The 19510-nt window shown below is 60.6% G+C and carries 12 protein-coding genes; 6 read left to right on the plus strand and 6 right to left on the minus strand.

Annotated elements, in window-relative coordinates:
- Positions 1–8: 8 nt before the first annotated feature.
- The gene (locus HV782_RS22720) at positions 9–3143 is read right to left on the minus strand and encodes a hypothetical protein (protein ID WP_225931033.1); all 3135 of its coding nucleotides are present in this window, start codon (positions 3141–3143) and stop codon (positions 9–11) included.
- Between the two features lie 455 nt (positions 3144–3598).
- Here HV782_RS22720 and HV782_RS22725 point away from each other — a divergent pair, with 455 nt between their 5' ends.
- Complete coding sequence (locus HV782_RS22725) at positions 3599–3967, plus strand: DUF6124 family protein (RefSeq protein ID WP_123467276.1); 369 nt, start codon at positions 3599–3601, stop codon at positions 3965–3967.
- Positions 3968–4113: 146 nt separating this feature from the next.
- On the opposite strand, the gene HV782_RS22730 is transcribed toward HV782_RS22725, so the two are convergent.
- Both HV782_RS22730 and HV782_RS22735 read right to left on the minus strand, forming a co-directional pair.
- Positions 4114–4473: a PilZ domain-containing protein gene (locus HV782_RS22730; protein ID WP_186746815.1), complete on the minus strand. Its 360-nt coding sequence runs from the start codon at positions 4471–4473 to the stop codon at positions 4114–4116.
- 233 nt (positions 4474–4706) lie between these two features.
- Positions 4707–5093, minus strand: coding sequence for a tetratricopeptide repeat protein (locus tag HV782_RS22735; RefSeq protein ID WP_123467278.1), 387 nt, complete (start codon positions 5091–5093; stop codon positions 4707–4709).
- Between the two features lie 173 nt (positions 5094–5266).
- Between HV782_RS22735 and pyk the strand changes: the two genes are divergently transcribed.
- From pyk to HV782_RS22750, 3 genes are all read left to right on the plus strand, one after another.
- Positions 5267–6718, plus strand: a complete 1452-nt coding sequence (gene pyk / locus HV782_RS22740) for a pyruvate kinase (RefSeq protein ID WP_123467280.1) — start codon at positions 5267–5269, stop codon at positions 6716–6718.
- A 241-nt stretch (positions 6719–6959) separates the two neighbouring features.
- Positions 6960–8243, plus strand: a complete 1284-nt coding sequence (locus HV782_RS22745; RefSeq protein ID WP_186746813.1) for a hypothetical protein — start codon at positions 6960–6962, stop codon at positions 8241–8243.
- 31 nt (positions 8244–8274) lie between these two features.
- A complete protein-coding gene (locus HV782_RS22750; protein ID WP_186746811.1) occupies positions 8275–9597 on the plus strand; it encodes an NHL repeat-containing protein in 1323 nt (440 codons plus the stop codon).
- A 96-nt stretch (positions 9598–9693) separates the two neighbouring features.
- Here HV782_RS22750 and HV782_RS22755 read toward each other — a convergent pair whose 3' ends face one another.
- From HV782_RS22755 to HV782_RS22765, 3 genes are all read right to left on the minus strand, one after another.
- Positions 9694–10443: an enoyl-CoA hydratase-related protein gene (locus HV782_RS22755; RefSeq protein WP_128613705.1), complete on the minus strand. Its 750-nt coding sequence runs from the start codon at positions 10441–10443 to the stop codon at positions 9694–9696.
- A 206-nt stretch (positions 10444–10649) separates the two neighbouring features.
- Entirely contained in the window at positions 10650–11585 is a 936-nt protein-coding gene (locus HV782_RS22760; RefSeq protein WP_128613704.1) for an iron-sulfur-binding ferredoxin reductase, read from the minus strand.
- On the minus strand, positions 11578–12684 hold the full coding sequence (locus tag HV782_RS22765) for a GGDEF domain-containing protein (protein WP_123467290.1): 1107 nt from the start codon (positions 12682–12684) through the stop codon (positions 11578–11580). The genes HV782_RS22760 and HV782_RS22765 overlap by 8 nt, the downstream gene beginning before the upstream one ends.
- Positions 12685–13270: 586 nt before the next feature.
- Between HV782_RS22765 and HV782_RS22770 the strand changes: the two genes are divergently transcribed.
- On the plus strand, positions 13271–14794 hold the full coding sequence (locus HV782_RS22770; RefSeq protein ID WP_085689500.1) for a fumarate hydratase: 1524 nt from the start codon (positions 13271–13273) through the stop codon (positions 14792–14794).
- A gap of 200 nt (positions 14795–14994) precedes the next feature.
- Complete coding sequence (locus HV782_RS22775) at positions 14995–19506, plus strand: SpvB/TcaC N-terminal domain-containing protein (protein ID WP_186746808.1); 4512 nt, start codon at positions 14995–14997, stop codon at positions 19504–19506.
- Positions 19507–19510: the final 4 nt, after the last annotated feature.

Here is a 19510-nt window from a genome sequence, read left to right on the forward strand (position 1 = left end):
AAGAGACCTCAGGAATCCTTCCGGAGCGGGCGCGCGGACTCCACTTCAAAACGCGCACTGTCGACCCAATCAGACATCGTTGCGTCGTCCGCGCCGTCAGTCAGGGTCTGCCGGAATCGGTACCAGTGACCCGCCTCGGGCAATGTCTGCGTCGCCTCTGCGTCCCACTGCTGGCCGGTAACGGGCAATTGCGCCCACTGCACATCCGGGTTGTACCAACTGACGGCGACGCCCATGCCCTCCCGGCCGCGACCGGAAAACTGCACCGGCTGGCGGACCCACTTGCCCGCCGCCGGCCGCTCGAGGCTGGGCAAAAACGCACCCAGCATGACCGGTCGCAGTGCCTCGACCGATTCGAACTCCTGCAGTGACGCGACCGCTTGCAACCGGTAATGCCCCCCGGTGAGGGGGCCGACATCGCTCGCCACCGACCAGGTGCGATCGTCCTGCACGATGGCGCTTGCCAGCACTGCCCGCGTAGCCCCGGCCAACGTCACACTGACGGTATCGCCGGGTACACCGAATCCCGACACCACCACCCGCCGTCCGATGACGTCGCCCTCGACCGGGGTTTCGATGAACGGGGCGGCCGGGACGACCTGATAGTTCACAGGTTCGGTATTGTCCGACTCGCGCCGCTTGCCGGTGTCATCCATGAACCATTGCCGGGCCCAGATGGTTTTGTGGCCCACCGGCAAGGTCACTTCGGCTTTCCAGTAGCCCTCCTGGTTCACCGCCACATCCTTGAGCCAAGGCTCGGAGAGACCTTGCAGAAACACATCGACCAGGGCATTCGCCATCCCCGTCCCCTCCAGCATCGCAGTACGTGGCAGCTTGCCGTTCATCGTCGGCTGAGTGATGAACGGAGGCAGCAGTACCACCTCGAACGAGCGCCGGTCACTGTACTCAGAGTGCCGTCCGGCCAGTGTCTGCCGAGCATCGATGGTGTAGCGCCTGAATTCCAGATCGCTCAGATCGATCGACCAGTCACCGTCCTGATCCAGTTTTTTTGGCGCCCCCAGAGGTCTCTCGGAAAGGAAGTCACGCAACTGCAACGTGGCGCCTTGCATACCGTTGTGGCCTGCGACCGTCGTGACGCGGCCGACTTTCGCGTCGCCTTCGGGCTGAGTGATCACCGGCACCAGCATGGGTAGATGGACGGTAAAGCTTTTCGATGCCGGATCCGAGGGTTGCTCGTCGACGAATTGAGTCACGGTCACGGTATGTGCCACGTCCGCGGCAAACGCCTTGTCACGCCGAAATTGCCAGGTGCCGTCACTGACAATGCCCGGGTACACAACGTGCTCTTCGTCGCTGAAGCGGATGTTGACGTCTGCTCCCGGCCAGCATGTGCCACGGAACACGGGTGAGAGGCCATCCTCGAGCGGATCATCCAGGCCGGGAGCCCGTGGCGGGATCGTGACCTTCAGTGCCACCCAGGTCGGCGACCAGTCTACGCCGATGAACTGCTTGATATGAACTTCCCGTTCGTCCGACGGCCCCCATTGCTCGATGGCCATGCTGGACCATTCCCCGCCCTTCACGACGACATCGGGGGCGGCCAGATGTATGCCGCCGGGATGGTAGAGCCTGACAGTGGCGCCGTTGTAACCTTTGCCGCTGAAGGTGGGTTGGTACTCCCTTGAGAAGTCCGTCTCATATACATCAGGCATTTGCTTGTCGACCGTGTACTCCAATTTGACTGACTCGATCCAGCCATTGGCTCCGTCCCGAACCTTTTGAATGACCTTGAGCTTATAAGTGCCGAATGGCCAGCCTGTCGCGGTTGTTTGCCAGAAGCCGTCTCTGACTACAACAGACGGCGGTGCAGTGACTCCCGAGTCTGAGAGCAGAGTGAATTCGACCGTTGCACTGGAGTGGCCGCTGCCTGAAAACCGAATGCTGCCATCCGCGAGAACGGTCATTTGTGGTTCCAGCAGCGCCGGGGGGCGGATCTTGAAGGCGCGGGGACCGCTGCGCCCGGATTCGTATTCGTCCCGCACGTTTATGGCCACCAACGAGGCGGGCCCTACAGGCACTTGAACCTGGGCACTCCAGTTTGCCTGCGTCAGCACGGCGCTTTCACCGACCGGGGTTGACGTCCCGTCGATGAAAATTCGAACAATCCCCCCGACCCCGCCATTCGATCCAGTCAGGGTAAAACTCTGATCCTGCTCCGTGACAGGAACCATGGAATTTATTGCAGGGGTACCGGGCGGAAATTTGGCATCGACCGTCACCAGACTCGACCAGCCGGGCAATACAGAATTGTCCTTCGACTGTTGAGCGATAAACGTAAAGGATCCATAGGGCAAGTCGTGCTGCAAGTACGTCGACCAGACCCCGTCATCGCCAACCTGGGCCTCACCATAGGTAATGATGCCCGAGCCTGATTGATAAATTTTGACGGTTGCAGACGGAAACCCTTGGCCTTCAACCCTGGGTCTGCTTTCCCTTACGACATCATCCTGTTTCGGCTCACGGATGGTTGGGACGCCATAATAATTGAAACTGATCGGCGTCGAGTAACGAGTAACATGTCCAGTTTGCGAATGCCTGACCTTGATGCTGTAAGTCCAGGGCTTTAAACCCTCGCGCACTTTGAGGGTCCAGTTGGCCTGGTTGCCGAGAATCGCCGGACTCATGGAGGCGTTAGTGCTGTCTTCGACGATGTCAAGATAGCCACTCGTAACACCCGTGCCGAAGACTGTTGCTGTCAGTTCATCTTTACCGGTGATAACAGGTAGCTTTCTGACGAATACCGGTTTGTTTCTTGTCTCGGACCAATCGGTTTTGTATTTCCATACCGTGGAATACTCGCCATAACCCTCCGGAAGTCCAATAGCAAGGCATTCGTTCCATTGGCGGCCCTTGTACCAGACCCCCTCAAGCAATTTCACGTAATATCCGTTGGGGCCGTAGTAATCAATCCAGACCTGATGCTCTCCGTCAGACTGCGGGACATTGAAGATGATCGAACTGTTGGTATCGACGGTTTCGGTAAACTCCCAATCCCGAATTTGCAAAGGCCCGACATACAGTCCGTCCGGACTCACCCCATCCGAGAGAAGCGGTGGTTCTTGATTGGCGCCAAACACGTCGGCCTCGCCGGGTGCACCTTCCAGATCCGTATCCTTTGACATGACTCTGCCCTCATCGTCGCTATGTCCGAGAGGTATGTGTACGCCGCCGGATAACCGGCTGCCTACCTGTAAAATCTGACAGTCCCGACAGACGGTAGCTTTTCCTACAACGCAGGCTGGCAACGTCCTTCAGCCATACGCACATGGCTACAGTGCCTTGCGCCGTTGCCTACACATCCCTCAGAATCCGCCGACTTGTGCGCTTTGGTGATGCCCCGTAACTTGGTCCGTGCCGCTGCCAATCAGTGGTCGGGTTTAGTCGCCCGGTGGTTGAAATGATGCGTGTAAGTGTCATCAAGTCGGGTATTCCCTATCCCCGCACTCGATGGTGGCTGTTCGCAGGGCGCCTCCGGGCGCGCCGGGATTCATTTCTCCACCGGTCGACTAACCTGCGTCCAGCCGCCACCCACTCGTTTAGTCGCGAGCGGTTGGCAGCACATACCGGAGAAATGACCATGTTCAAAGACACACCGAATCCCCCGGCAACCGACCCGGTTTCCCCCTACACCTCAGCCGATTCAAAAAAACTCAACGAGGCCGCCGAGCGCGCCCTCGACCACTACCTCAAACCCGAACCCCCATCGCGCAACTCCGTGGATCGCGGCATGCAGATGTTCATGGTCAGCCCCGACCTCAACCCCGAAGCCGTGGCCATCCAGACTTACGAAACCTTTTCCTCGGTCAGCATTCTGCTGCTCGACCTGGCCGACAGCCTGGACGACAAGCCGCGCCATCTGGCGATGGCAATCTATCAATTGAGCGAAATGGGCCTGTTGCTGGCGGAGAAGACGCTCGACCGTGAGCGGGCGATTGCCGTGACCTGACCGTTAACCCTGCGGCGCCTGCACTGACGCCATCGCGGGCAAGCCCGCTGCCACAGGTTCTGCGCGCGGACACACCCTCCGAGCGCGACGAAAACCCTGTGGGAGCTGGCTTGCCAGCGATAACAATAATGAAGGCGCCGCCGCACTCAGGCCGAGGCCGGCAACGGCTGAAAGCTGAAGTACTGACGCAACGCCTCGACCAACTGCCCGAATTCGGGCGGCGCTCGCAGCAGACTGAAACCGGCGTCGTAATGCAGCGGCGTCGCATCCTCGTGGCACCACAGGCATGACGCGGCCAGGTCGATCACCTGCTGGCAACCGTCACCGCAGGGAATTTTCAGGCGCAGATGGAAATCCGCACCGACCATCATCGGCAACTGGCTGATCAGCATCAGCCCGTCTTCGGACACATTGCCCAGAAAACCGATGGGTTTGTCGGTGACGCTGTTGAACACTCTGAGGAAGTACGGCAGCTGATGCCGTTCGATCCGGCGGTCGGTAAACATGATGCGCAGTTCGTCCTGCAAGGCTCCCTCACAGAGCCGCACCCTTGCTTCGGAACGCGCCTGTGTCGCAGGCACGCTCTCCCCGCTTCCGGTGTGACGGTCGCTAATACGCCATCACCTTACAACTGCCAGTCGCAGGTGTTGCACGGGTCATCGCGGATTCACCGGCGACCCGATTCATTCGACTATAGCTCAGCCTGTACAACCGGCCAGCTTTTGTATGACAACTGTCATCAAGAGCCCGTCGGGCGCACCACCGCTGCTGCGCTGCGGGTCGGGTAATGGCCCAGGCTCTGCAGGGTTTCCAGACGGGCGCGGGCGCGGAAGGCGTATTCGCTGTTGGGGTACGAGGCGATGATGAACTGATAGGTTTGCGCCGCATCGACAAACATCTTCTGCCGCTCCAGGCACTGGCCGCGCATCATCGACACTTCCGGCCACACATACGGGCGGGCACGGCTGGCGCGTTCGACCTTGGACAGTTCGAGCATCACCTGCTCGCAATTGCCACGGTCATAGGCACTGTAAGCGTTGTTCAAATGATGGTTCATCGACCAACGGGTGCAGCCCGTGACGGCGAGGACGCTGAGGGCAAGGGCGGCAATGGGCAACAATCGCATGGGGGTTCTCCTGTCTTGAGCTCTGTATCGACCCATGGTCGGAAATCTTCAGGCGCGTTTGTCCCAAAGTTGCCGCGTTCAATAAAGAAAATGATAAGTAGTGCAAACGAACAATGACTACACCCAAAGAGCATAGTAGCCTTCGCTGGCGCTTGAACCTGAGGAGTCTTTGCATGTCCGTCCGTCGTACCAAAATCGTCGCTACCCTTGGCCCGGCCAGTAACTCGCCGGAAGTTCTCGAACAGCTGATTCTGGCTGGCCTGGACGTCGCCCGTCTGAACTTCTCCCATGGCACCCCCGACGAGCACAAGGCTCGCGCAAAACTGGTGCGTGACCTCGCTGCCAAGCACGGCCGCTTCGTCGCCCTGCTCGGTGACCTGCAAGGCCCGAAAATCCGTATCGCCAAATTCGCCAACAAAAAGATCGAGCTGAAGATCGGTGACAAGTTCACCTTCTCCACCAGCCATCCGTTGACCGAAGGCAACCAGCAAGTGGTCGGCATCGACTACCCGGACCTGGTCAAGGACTGCGGCGTGGGCGACGAGCTGCTGCTCGACGACGGCCGCGTGGTGATGCGCGTTGAAACCGCCACCGCCACCGAACTCAACTGCGTGGTGACCATCGGCGGCCCGCTGTCCGACCACAAAGGCATCAACCGTCGCGGCGGCGGCCTGACCGCGCCGGCCCTGACTGAAAAAGACAAGGCCGACATCAAGCTCGCAGCGGAAATGGAAGTCGACTACCTCGCGGTGTCCTTCCCGCGTGACGCGGCCGACATGGAATACGCCCGTCAACTGCGCGACGAGGCCGGCGGCACCGCCTGGCTGGTGGCGAAAATCGAACGCGCCGAAGCCGTGGCCGACGACGAAACCCTCGACGGTCTGATCAAGGCGTCCGACGCGGTGATGGTTGCCCGTGGTGACTTGGGTGTGGAAATCGGCGACGCCGAGCTGGTGGGCATTCAGAAGAAAATCATTCTGCATGCACGCCGCCACAACAAGGCGGTGATCGTCGCGACCCAGATGATGGAGTCGATGATCCAGAACCCGATGCCAACCCGCGCCGAAGTGTCCGACGTGGCCAACGCCGTGCTCGACTACACCGACGCCGTGATGCTCTCGGCCGAATCCGCCGCTGGCCAGTACCCGCTGGAAGCCGTGCAGGCGATGGCGCGTATCTGCGTCGGCGCGGAAAAGCACCCGACCGGCAAGACCTCCAGCCACCGTATCGGCAAGGAATTCACCCGCTGCGACGAAAGCATCGCGCTGGCGACCATGTACACCGCCAACCACTTCCCGGGCGTCAAGGCGATCATCGCCCTGACCGAAAGTGGTTACACCCCGCTGATCATGTCGCGCATCCGCTCCTCGGTGCCGATCTACGCCTACTCGCCACACCGCGAGACCCAGGCGCGTGCGGCGATGTTCCGTGGCGTGTACACCATTCCGTTCGACCCGGCTTCGCTGGAACCGCACGAAGTCAGCCAGAAGGCGATCGACGAACTGGTCAAGCGCGGCGTAGTGGAAAAAGGCGACTGGGTCATCCTGACCAAGGGCGACAGCTACCACACCACCGGCGGCACCAACGGCATGAAGATCCTGCACGTGGGCGACCCGCAGGTCTGAGTGACCGGTTGCTGAAAAACCAAAGCCCCGCCGTGTGAACGGCGGGGCTTTTTTGTTTTCCGGCCCATCAAAAAATCGCAGCCTTGTGCAGCACCTGCACGTGATTGGCGGGGTCCTTTCAAGCGTGGCCGCAGCTGTAATTTTGTGGCAAGCACTGTGTCAACTGTCAGATCTGACAGTAGACGGGGCAAGCATTCGGGCAGTTACTTGAGTCGAGAATCCTCTACTCAAGGAGAACGCCATGAATCACTCGAACCGACAGGCACCAAAAGCAGGAACGCTGGATGAAGACTTTGCCGACGCTGGCGTTTTCCGGCTGACGCTGCCGGCCCTAGGACGGCAAAGCCATGTGGGGGGGATCAGTTCGGACAGCGCCTCGACACGCTTGTATTTCGCAGGTCAGGCAGGCTCCGGGGTCGCTGATCAGGCTTACGTTCTGGGCTGCCTGACGCTGGACGGCAAACTGGACCCGACCTTTGGAAACGAGGGCATTGCCAGTGGTGCTTTTACCGTCAGAACCGAGTCCAAGGGGAAATCGGTCATCTGCCTGAGCGACGGCAAGAAGCTGCTTCTGGGCATCGTCGCTGAAAGCAGACCTGCACTGGCGCGCTTTACATCCGCAGGTGTGCTGGATAGCACGTTTGGAGACCAGGGCTACGTCATCCTCCGGTTGCCCGCAGGTGCTGACGAACAGACCGCGAAGGCAGCCAGTGGTAGCGAACAGGCTTCATCGGGCAGCATCGTGTCGCTGAACGACGGAAAAATCCTCGTGGTGTACACCTACGCCATTACGCACGGAGAGGACACACAGGCGTTCCTGTACTTGCTCAACAGCGATGGTTCTCTGGACACCTCCTTCAATAACAAAGGCTATGTTCAGGTCCTCTACCCGGGTGCGGCGCCTGCCGATGTAAAGGTGCGCAACGGCTTGATCGATCAGGATGGCAAGCTCGTCATCTGCGGCGCACTGGCACCCCGCTCCGGCACATCCGCCGCCCTGTTTGCACGCTACCTGCGCGACGGCAGCCTCGATCCGCAGTTCGGCAACAACGGGTTTGTCATTGAGCCGATGTCGGGGTCTCCGGTTCTTGAGTGCGTGATCCAGCAACCGAACAAGCGGCTGCTGGGCATCGGCAAAACCGGCACTGAAGGTCTCCTGATCAGCATGGAACCGGATGGTGAATACAATATCCAGTTCAATCGCGGCAAGCCTCTGCTGACCCGATTGGAGTATGCATCCACCTACTGGAGCAGCGGGGTCATGCAACCGGACGGCAAGATCGTGCTGGTCGGTAAATACCAGCAGTCCGACCAACCGTCCCCCGCCGTCATCGGCAGAATGTTGAGCGACGGCTCGTTCGATTCAACATTCGGCAACGCCGGCTGGGTGGGCACGCCATTTACCGGGGCGCTTTCTTTCGACAGCCTCGCGCTCCAGGCGGATGGAAAAATCGTAGTGGCCGGAACCTACCTCAAAGACTCGACGAATCAAGGATGGGTCCTGCGTTACCACGGGCGTGACTGAACAAGGGGCGGGCTATTTCAAGGAGATGAACATGAGCATTGATTCAAAGGTTTTGCGCAATGAAGGACAGCTCGACCCCGCCTTTGGTGACGGCGGCCTGGTCTTGTTGAATGCTCCCGGCGCTCCCGAAGGCAGCGTTAACCCCAAAGGCATGGGCGTTGATGCTGACGGTCGACTGTATGTGGTCGGCGATGTGCAGCTCAAGCGTCAGCGGGTTGATTACTACTGCGTGAGGCTGACGGCAAACGGGATGATCGACCCGACATTTGGCAAGGACGGTTATGTCATCGCGGCGTTTGTCGAAAACGGTGGCGGGCGCTCCTACTCGCAGATCAGCGAGGTGGTTGAACTCAGCGATAGAAAAATCTTACTGATCGGCCACTATTACGATGGCACCTTCAACACCTGGAAAGGCCTGATCCGTCTGCATCCCGATGGCACTCCGGACTCGACATTCGGCAATAACGGCACAGTGCTGATTGCACTTGGCAGCATCGGCGAGATTCAGGCGCACAGTTTTCAAGCGCCGTCGACCTCCTCCGGCATCGCAGCCGCGGGTAACAGTGTGATTCTGCCTGACGGCAAAATCCTGCTGCATGAGCCTGTATATGACGGCGTGGAAGAAACCCAAACGGCGATCATTCGCCTGACACCGGACGGTGCGCTCGATCCCGACTTCAACCAGACGGGCATCGTCCGGATTGCCTTTGCCGATTTTGCGCATACCCACCTCACCGACGTTCTGGTCAGCGCTGACGGCAAATACGTATTCAGTGGTTATTGCCGGAACCTGGCTAATGAAGGATCCCGTGCGCTCTTCACGAGATTGCTTGCCACTGGCGCAACTGACGTCTCATTCGGGGACGATGGCTATCGGTTGATTGAACCGCAGGAAGCTTCAATGAGTTTTCTGTTAGAAAGTCTTGTTGCGCAGACGAACCAACGCTTGCTTGGCATCGGTTACACGCTGGATGACGCAGAATGCGGTTTGTTGGTCAGTCGTGAATCCGATGGCAGTACCAACATCCAGTTCAATCGCGGCAAGCCGCTGCTGACCAGTCTGGACGACCGTGACACTTACTGGCATCACGCGGCGGTCCAGAAGGACGGAAGCATTCTGGTGTATGGCCACATTTATAAGCCCGCGCAGGTCGTCGTGGCCCGATTCACCGACGCCGGCATCCTGGACAAAAACTTTGGTGCGGGCACGGGCTGGCTGCAGTTCGATGCCGACCCCTTCGGGATGGCGTCCGCCTTGATCACGGATCGCACGGTGCTGTTTTTTGCAGCAGTCCGCGTCAATAATCATCACCAGTTGGGGGTTGCCAGGGGGCTTATCGCCCCGCAAGCATGACTGAGCGAACTCTGAAGAACCCATAGCTCGCCACCTTCGCCAGCGCTGTCGGGTCAACACACACCCGCGGCCGTTGCTGTCGAAGGCGGCGATCTTTCACTGCCGCTTGATAAACCCGGTCAACGCCGCCAGCGCTTCCGGCGAACGCAGCCGCTGGGTGAACAGCGCGCCCTCCTCCTCGATCACCTGGCGGATCAATTCACGATCCGGCGCCTTCATCAGTTGCTTGCTGATCCGTACCGCTTGCGGTGGCAATTCATCGAAGCGCAGCGCCATTTCCCGGGCCTTGGCCAAAGCCGCAGCGCCACTGCCCAACGCCTCACTGGCAATGCCCCACGCCGCCGCTTGCTCGCCGGTAAACCCTTCGCCGAGCAGCAACAACTGCGCCGCCCTGGCCTGACCGAGCAGGCGCGGCAGAATCAGGCTGGACGCAAACTCGGGGCACAGGCCAAGATTGACGAACGGCATGCGCAGTCGTGCGTCGCGGCTGACGTAGACCAGATCGCAATGCAGCAACAGCGTCGTGCCGATGCCCACCGCGGCCCCCGCCACGGCCGCGATCACCGGTTTGCGGCATTCGAGCAGGTTGAGCATGAAGTGAAACACCGGGCTATCGAGGTCGCTCGGCGGTTGCTGGATGAAGTCGGCAATGTCGTTGCCGGCGGTGAAGCACTCGGCACTGCCGGTGATCAGCACGGCGGTGATCGCAGGATCGCTGTCGGCCTGTTTCAGCGCCTCGGCGAGCCGGCTGTACATGGCGCGGGTCAGGGCGTTTTTCTTGTCCGGACGGTTGAAGCGCAGGGTCAGTAAACCGCGTTCGCGCTCCAGCAGGATGGCTTCGGTCATGGCATCTCTCAACAGTGCCGGGTTGCGAAGGTCAGTGAGGGTGAAGGGAGGCTGTGGCGAGGGGGTTTATCGCCGTTTGAGTGCGCAGCGCTCACAAAATCATGGGGCCACTGCGCAGCCAGGCGGGGATAAATTCTCTCGCCACAGACACTTCCACAACACAGGCCCCCTCATCAGAGGCTCTTCGAACCCATGAATATCAGCGCTTAACCGCGGGACAGAAACACATCGGCCAGCAGTTGATTGCGCGGCAGTCCGGCCAGATACAGACGCTTTGCAAAGGCATCGACACTGGCGGTTGAGCCGCAGACTAAGGCCAGGGTTTGCCGGGATACAAGGCGCAGTTGCGCCAAAGCGGCGGCTGACTCGGCCGCCGTCCACAGCTCGACACTGAGGTTTTCGCGCTGCGCGGCCAGTGCCATCAAGGGTTTGGCCAGATAGTGTTCGCTCGCCTCATGGGCCACATGAATGATGCGAATCGCGCCCTGGTGATCCTGACGCAAGGCTTCGCGCAACACCCCGAACAATGGGCCCAGGCCAGTGCCGGCGGCCAGCAGCCATAGCGGCCGGCTGTGCCAGTCCGGGTCGTAATGCAACGCGCCGCCGCGCAGTTCGCCGAGGCGCACCGGGTCGCCGATCTGCAGCCGTCGAGCGGCATCGCTGAATTCGCCGGGCTGGCGGCAGTCGAGGTGAAATTCGAGAAAGCGGTCTTCTTCCGGCAGACTCGCCAGCGAATACGGCCGGGCGATGTGATCGAGCCACAGCACCAGGTGTTGTCCGGCGCTGTAGCGCAACGGACGTTGCGGGGTCAGGCGCAGGCGCAGCACGCTGTCACTGAGCCAGTCCAGCGCCTCGACTTCGGCGGGGCGTCCGTCGGTGAGCGGATCGAAGGTGTGCACCTGCAAGTCTTCGACCACCTGACACTGACAGGCCAGCCGCCAGCCCTGCTGGCGTTGCTCGGCGCTCAAGGCGTCCGGGCGATTGTCCGCCGGCAGGCCTTGCACACATTGCACCAGACAGGCATGGCAACTGCCGGCGCGGCAGCTGTAAGGCACGGCGACACCGTTCTGATTAAGGGCGTCGAGCAGGTTGCTGCCCGCCGCCACCGACCACTGTCGTTCACCGACGCGAAGTTCAGGCATCGACATTCTCCCAGGCCGCCGCACAGCGATTGCGCCCGTCACGCTTGGCCCGGTAGAGCGCTTGATCGGCACGTTGCAAGGCGTCGTCGAGATCGTCACCCAGGCCGAGCAAGGTCATGCCCGCCGACAGGCTGAGCGAGCCCACATTCAGACCGACCAGTTCGACATCGGTGAAGGCGATGCGCAAGCGCTCGCAGCAGGCGGTCAGGCGTTCGGCGTCGCAATCGGGCAGCAGCAGCACAAATTCCTCACCACCATAACGCGCCAGCACATCGCCGTCGCGCAGACAGGCCTGAGCGACACCGGCGAATGCCTGCAACACCTGATCGCCGGCGGCATGGCCGTGCAGGTCATTAATGCGTTTGAAATGATCGAGATCGATCAGCGCCAGGCCGTGCACGACATCGCTGTCCATCGTATTGAGTTCGCGCGAGGCCAGGCGCAGAAAGTGCCGGCGGTTGAACAACCCGGTCAGCTCGTCGGTGGCAACCAGGTCTTCGAGCTGACGCATCATCCCGCGCAGGGTGTCCTGATGCGCCTGCAAGGCAAACCGGCGCTGACGCATGCGTTGGCGCGAGACTTGAACGAAGCGCGCGTACAGCACCAGCCACGCCAGCACCATGGCCAGAATGCACACCTGCAACGCGGCGAGTGCCGGCTCGCGCAGACGAAACTGATAGGCGTCCCACAGCGTGATCGTGCAAAAACTGAAGAACACCAACAGCGCACAGCGGATGAACGCCTGCCGACTGAGGTGAAACAGGCCGAACAACAGGATCAGCACGTAAAACACCAGAAACGCGCCGCGGGCTTCATCCAGATGCGCCATCAGCCAGGTCTGCCAGCCGAGCCCGAGCAGCACCTGCGCTTCGGTCAGGCTGGGGTCGGAAAAGCGCTGGTTGCGTCCGCTCCAGAACAGCGCGAACAGCGTCGCCTGACTGATCACCACCAGCGCGCTGCCAGTGGCCACGGAGCTCAGGGACTGGTCGTAATGACCGGTGAAAAACGTCAGCCACAGCAGCAGCAAAGCCAATCCATAGGTGGCCGCAGCAAGGGCGAAGCGTTTGAGCAAAAGACGTTGAATGGCGTTATGGGTCAATCGTTGACTCACCGTGCGATAAGAGGCTGACCGAGTGTCCTACTCTACAGACCGGCTGCCACTTTAGTGGCGTAGTCGATAAATGACCACCGATTTTCGGGCTCGAAAATTGACGTCAAATGCATGACCTGAAAAGCCCCTCACCCTAACCCTCTCCCGGAGGGAGAGGGGACTGACCGAGTGGTTTATCCGAGGTACGCCGACCTGAAACATCGCGCCGAACTCAGGTTTGAACAGCATGAAGATCGGACCCTTCCCTGAGTCGAACTCAGGTTTGAACAGTGTGAAGATCGGCCCCCTCGCCCCTGGGGAGAGGACTCGGGTGAGGGGATAGCTCTTGAAGTGCAAACCCGCTGTCCGATATTCGCCCACCCATGCGACCAACGAATGACTGCCGGCGCGTGTACGCCCCATCGAGGCGCGGTATACTGCCGCGCCTTTTTAGCGTCGCGCCACAGAGGGACAGCTACGAGCCGCAAGCTTCAAGCGGCAAGCTCAAGCTCAAGCTGTCCGCGTACTGCTTTAACTTGCCGCTCGAAGCTAGAAGCTTGTAGCTGCCCCACCGTTTTTTAGAGGAGCGCGACTCATGACCGTGATCAAGCAAGACGACCTGATTCAGAGCGTTGCCGACGCCCTGCAGTTCATTTCCTACTACCACCCCGTGGATTTCATCCAGGCGATGCACGAGGCCTACCTGCGCGAAGAATCGCCAGCGGCCCGTGACTCGATGGCGCAGATCCTGATCAACTCGCGCATGTGCGCCACCGGCCACCGGCCGATCTGCCAGGATACCGGCATCGTCACCGTGTTCGTGCGTGTGGGCATGGACGTACGTTGGGATGGCGCCACCATGAGCCTGGACGACATGATCAACGAAGGCGTGCGCCGCGCCTACAACCTGCCGGAAAACGTCCTGCGTGCCTCGATCCTCGCCGACCCGGCGGGCGCTCGTAAAAACACCAAGGACAACACCCCGGCAGTCATCCACTACTCCATCGTCCCGGGCAACACCGTGGAAGTGGACGTGGCGGCCAAGGGCGGCGGTTCCGAGAACAAGTCGAAAATGGCCATGCTCAACCCGTCCGACTCGATCGTCGACTGGGTACTCAAGACCGTTCCGACCATGGGCGCCGGCTGGTGCCCACCGGGCATGCTGGGCATCGGCATCGGCGGCACCGCCGAGAAAGCCGCGGTGATGGCCAAGGAAGTGTTGATGGAATCCATCGACATTCACGAGCTGAAGGCCCGTGGCCCGCAGAACCGCATTGAAGAAATGCGCCTGGAGCTGTTCGAGAAGGTCAACCAGCTGGGCATCGGCGCCCAGGGCCTTGGTGGCCTGACCACCGTGCTCGACGTGAAGATCATGGACTACCCGACTCACGCCGCTTCCCTGCCGGTGTGCATGATCCCGAACTGCGCCGCCACCCGTCACGCGCACTTCGTGCTCGACGGTACAGGTCCAGCCTCGCTGGAAGCGCCACCGCTGGACGCCTACCCGGAAATCGTCTGGGAAGCCGGCCCGTCGGCTCGCCGCGTCAACCTCGACACCCTGACCCCGGAAGACGTGCAGAGCTGGAAGCCGGGCGAAACCGTCCTGCTCAACGGCAAAATGCTCACCGGTCGCGACGCTGCGCACAAACGCATGGTCGAGATGCTGAACAAGGGTGAAACCCTGCCGGTAGACCTCAAAGGTCGCTTCATCTACTACGTCGGCCCGGTTGACCCGGTCGGTGACGAAGTGGTTGGTCCGGCTGGCCCGACCACCGCAACGCGGATGGACAAGTTCACCCGGCAGATCCTCGAGCAAACCGGCCTGTTGGGCATGATCGGCAAGTCCGAGCGCGGCCCGACCGCGATCGACGCGATCAAGGACAACAAGGCCGTGTACCTGATGGCCGTCGGTGGCGCCGCGTACCTGGTGGCTCAGGCCATCAAGAAGTCCAAGGTGCTGGCATTCGCCGAGCTCGGCATGGAAGCGATCTACGAGTTCGAGGTCAAGGACATGCCGGTCACCGTTGCGGTGGACAGCAAAGGTGAATCGGTGCACATCACCGGTCCTGCGATCTGGCAACAGAAGATCAGCGAAAGCCTGGCGGTCGAAGTGCAGTAAGCGCTTCGCCCTATGAAAACGGCCGGCTCATCCCCAGGGATGACCGGCCGTTTTTGCATGTGCAAACCCAATGCGATAAAAAACCTGCCAAAGCATACAAAATGTTCTTGCGCACCTGTCAGATCTGACAGGTTAATTCCAATGCCATTCTTGATAGCGTCAATCCATTCACGCCAACCCCGTGCGCAATGGATTCGAGCATGCCTGACCGACAAGAACTGAGCATCACCACACCTGCCATCGCCAAAAGCGCATCGCTCGCGACCATCGGTAAAAGCTGGGGCGCCGTGGGGCCGACTGGCGCGGCATCGTTCGAGCTGCCGATCCCGACCTCCCCCGGCCGGGGCTGGGATCCACAGTTTTCGCTGAGCTACAACAGTCAGAGCGGCAACGGTCCGTTCGGTCTGTCCTGGCACTTGGGCGGCGTGGGTCAGATCAGCCGCCGAACCCATAAAGGTGTGCCGCGTTACACCGATCACGACGAGATCATCGGCGTCGATGGGGAAGTGTGGATGCCAGAGCTGGACGAGGATGGCGAGCTCAAATTCCGTGAAGAAAGCACCTACAACGGCGTCAACATCGGCCCGCACAGGGTGGTGCGCTACTGGCCTCGAGTCGAAAGCGATTTTGCCTTGCGCGAGCGCTGGCAGCGCCAGACCCGAGAAGCAGATCCACCGGTATTCTGGTTGATACACGGCGCCGACGGCTCGCTACACCTTTACGGCAAGACCGAAGCCACACGGCTCGCCGATCCTGAGGCCCCAGGGCGAATCGCCAGCTGGTTGCTGTGCGAAAGCATGAACGCCCGTGGCGAACACATCTGTTTTGAATACAAGGCCGATGATCAGGATCCCGACCCGGTGCATGACTACCGTGCCCAGCGCTATCTGCGCCGTGTGTGCTACGGCAACTTCACCGCCAGCAGCCATCTGTACAGCTGGACGATCGACAATCCCGCCGAACTCGACTGGCACTTTCAGTTGCTGTTCGATTACGGCGAGCGCAGCACCGCGCTGGCCGATGTACCGGACTACGATGGCGCAACGGTGCAACCCTGGCTCACGCGCCAGGACCCGTTTTCGACCTACGGCCGAGGCTTTGAACTGGCGACCCGCCGGCTGTGCCGGCAAGTCCTGATGTTTCATCGTTTCAGCGATGACCCGGCGATCAGGCCAGCGCTGGTGCGTCGCCTGTTGCTGGAATATTCGACGCCTTCCAGCGACTGGTCTTTCAGCCAGATCAGCGCCGCCCACTATCAGTCTTATGATGCCAGTGGCGGCGTCGAAAACAGCCCGCCCGTGGAGTTCGAATATTCAACGTTCGACATCAATCGCACCCCCACACGCCTGCTCGAAACCGATAACCAACCCGGTGTGGAAGACGGCGGTTTCTACCAGTGCGTTGACCTTTATGGCGAAGGCGTGCCGGGTTTTTTGTGTCGCTATGATCAGTGCTGGTATTACCGTGAGCCACTGCGCCAAACCTCAGGCACCGATGAAATCGGCTACGGGCCATGGCAGGCGCTGGACAACATTCCGTTGGGCGATCGCAAGCGCCCGGTGCAACAACTGCTGACGGACCTGACCGGCGATGGCCGCCTCGACTGGATCAGCGCGCAACCGGGTATCAGTGCGTTTCGCGCACTCAATGCACAGCGTGAATTCGCCGACTTCGTCCCGTTCAATGCATTTCCACTGGAGTTTTTCCACACGCTGTCGCAACTCGGTGATCTGAGCGGTGACGGGCTCAGTTCACTGGGGTTGATCGGGCCGACCTCGGTGCGTCTCTATGCCAACCGACGTGAGGAAGGCTTCGCCCCCGGCGAAGAAGTGCTGCATGTGCCCGTTGATGACCACCTGCCGTTGTTCAGCAACTCGCCCACTGAACTGGTGCTGCTGGGCAACCTGCTCGGCAGCGACATGCCTGAGCTGTGCCGTATCCGTCATGACGAAATCAAATGCTGGCCGAACCTGGGGCACGGCAGGTTTGGCGAAGGCCGGGTGATCAGCGCCCTGCCCTTTGAGTACGAAACGTTCGATGCAGCGCGGGTACGCATCGCCGACCTCGATGGCAGCGGCGCCCCTGCGCTGATTTATCTGCAATCGCAGGGGTTCGAGATCTACCGCAACCGTGGCGGGAACGGGCTGGAACAAACGCCGATCAGCGTGCCATGGCCTGAAGGCGTGCGCTACGACCGTTCAAACCAGGTCAGTTTCGCCGACCTGCAAGGGCTTGGCTGCGCAAGCCTGATCCTGACGGTGCCACACATCACGCCGCAGCACTGGCGCTACGATTTCGTCGCCGCCAAACCCTATCTGCTGACCGCGAGCAACAACAACATGGGGTGTAGCGCCAGCGTGGTTTATCGCAGTTCGGCGCAAGAGTGGCTGGATGAGAAACAACGCACACTGGCACTCAAACAACTGCCGATCTGTCATTTGCCGTTTGCCGTGGCCGTGGTCAAACAGCAACGGCAACTGGATGAAATCACCGGCAATTGCCTGACCCAGAACTTCCTTTATCGCGAGGGCGTCTACGATGCCAGAGAGCGTGAGTTCCGCGGGTTCGGCCAGTTGCAACAGACCGACAGCGAACGTGCCGGCGCCGATGACGAGAGCGGTTTTACGGCGCCGGTACGGGTCTGTACCTGGTTTCACACCGGACAATCCATGGATCGTTCGCGTGCGCCCTATTTCAATGGTGATCACCAGGCATGGCCGCTGGGCAACACCCTGTTCAGCCGCTATCACGTCACCGACGAATGCGATGAAACCATCACGCCGCATGATGCCGACACCGAGTACGAAATCGCTCGGGCACTGGTGGGGTCGGTCATTCGCAGCGAAACCTACGCCGAGGACGGCTTCGATGCCCCGGGCATTGCCAGCCCTTATGCGGTGCAGGAGAACCGCTACCTGGTGCGCGAAGTCCGCGCCCGAGGCCAATACGCCTCAGCGGTAATGCTGCCGCTGGTGCTGGAAAGCATCAGCTACCAGTACGACACATTCATCGACGATCCGCTGTGCCGCCACGACCTCAATCTGCGCTGGGACGCCCACGGTTTGTCCACCCATGCACTGACCGTCAACTACGCGCGGCGCCTGACCGAATCGGACACACCGCCGTTCACCGATGTGGATGAGCAACAGTGGTGGCGCGATGCACACGATGCAGCGCAGCAATCCTTCTATCTGAGCGAAACACGCTCGACGTTCATTGACCTGACTGACCAGCCGCAGCAGTGGCGGCTCGGTTTGCCGTGGCAACAGCGCAGCAATGCACTGGTGTTGCCCAAAGGCTCGCTACCGCAAGGTTTGACAGCGCAACAGGTCAGTTATGAGGACATGATCGCGCATCAGGATTCGGCCTACTGGGATGAACAGCGGGTACTGACAACGCAGTCAGTGCAACGTTACGTGAAGCCCGATGGGACGCTGCTCGATGACGGGCAGGCCGATTTTGTCGCACTTGCCGGGCCACTGGAGCTGGCGCAGTTGGACAAGACCGCGCTGCAGGCTTACGACGTTTTACCGCCGCCCTTCGATATCCGCGACGAACTGAAGAGAATCGGTTACACCGCGATGCCGCTGTTGTTTGAGATCGAGCCGCCCATCGATGCCGAACAAGACCTCTGGTCGGCGCACTTCGGCTACGCCACTTATGCCGACCTCAGCGGTTTCTACAAAGTGCGCAGCTACCGCGAAACGCTCAGCCATGGCGCGACCCAAGCCGAATACGACGACTTCAACCTGGCGATCATCCGCGTCGAGCTGCCGGATCACTGCACCACGCACATCGAGTACGACTACCACGCCCTGCTGCCGCAGCGCATCGTCGACGCCAATGAAAATATTGAAGAAGTGATTTACGAGCCTTCCGGACAGCCGCTGGCCAGCAGTTTTCACGGCACCGAGCGCGGCGTCGCCGCAGGTTTCAAGTCCCTGAGCGAATTTATCCGGCCAGAAGATCATCGCCCGGACCCGGCCATTGAAGCCCCCGAAGACGCGGTGCAAAAAGCCGCGAGCACGCTGCGCAAGGACTTGTTCAGCTGGATGGGCCAAGTGCCGGCGGGCGCAGTTGCACTCCCCGAATGGGTCGCCCGGGGATACGTGCTGCCCAGCGGGCATATTCGTGCCAGTGCTCGCCGGCAACTGGCGCAGCGCACGGTGCTGACCGCTGCGGAACAGGCGTTGCGCGAAGTCATCGCCAGTGCTCACCGCGAACCGGTGCACAGCGTGATGCTCAGCGCCGATCGCTACCCTGACGACGAAATTCCGGCACAGATCCAGATCATCAAAGCCTGCGTCGACGGCTTCGGCCGGGCCCTGCAAACCCAGCAACGGGTCGATCCGGGCAAGGCGTATGCGGTCGACGCCGACGGCGCGCTGATCGTCGAGGATGGCCAGTTCGTGGAAGTCGACGCCGACCCGCGCTGGCGTATCAGCGAGCGTGTCGAATACAACAACAAGGGCTTGCCGGTGCGTCAGTTCCGGCCGTTTTTCGCCGACACCCATGGCTACGTCAATGACCAGTCACTGCGAGAGCTCGGCTATTTCGATCAACTGTTCTATGACCCGTTGGGCCGGTCCATCAAGCTGATCAATGCGCGTGGCGACTTTTCCCGCGAAACCTACCACCCCTGGTACCGCGCCAGCGAAGACTTCAACGACACCGCCGAGCCGTCACCGCCCGCCAGGTCGCCACGCTCATGACTGC

This window comes from Pseudomonas monsensis (assembly GCF_014268495.2).
GTDB lineage: Bacteria > Pseudomonadota > Gammaproteobacteria > Pseudomonadales > Pseudomonadaceae > Aquipseudomonas > Aquipseudomonas monsensis.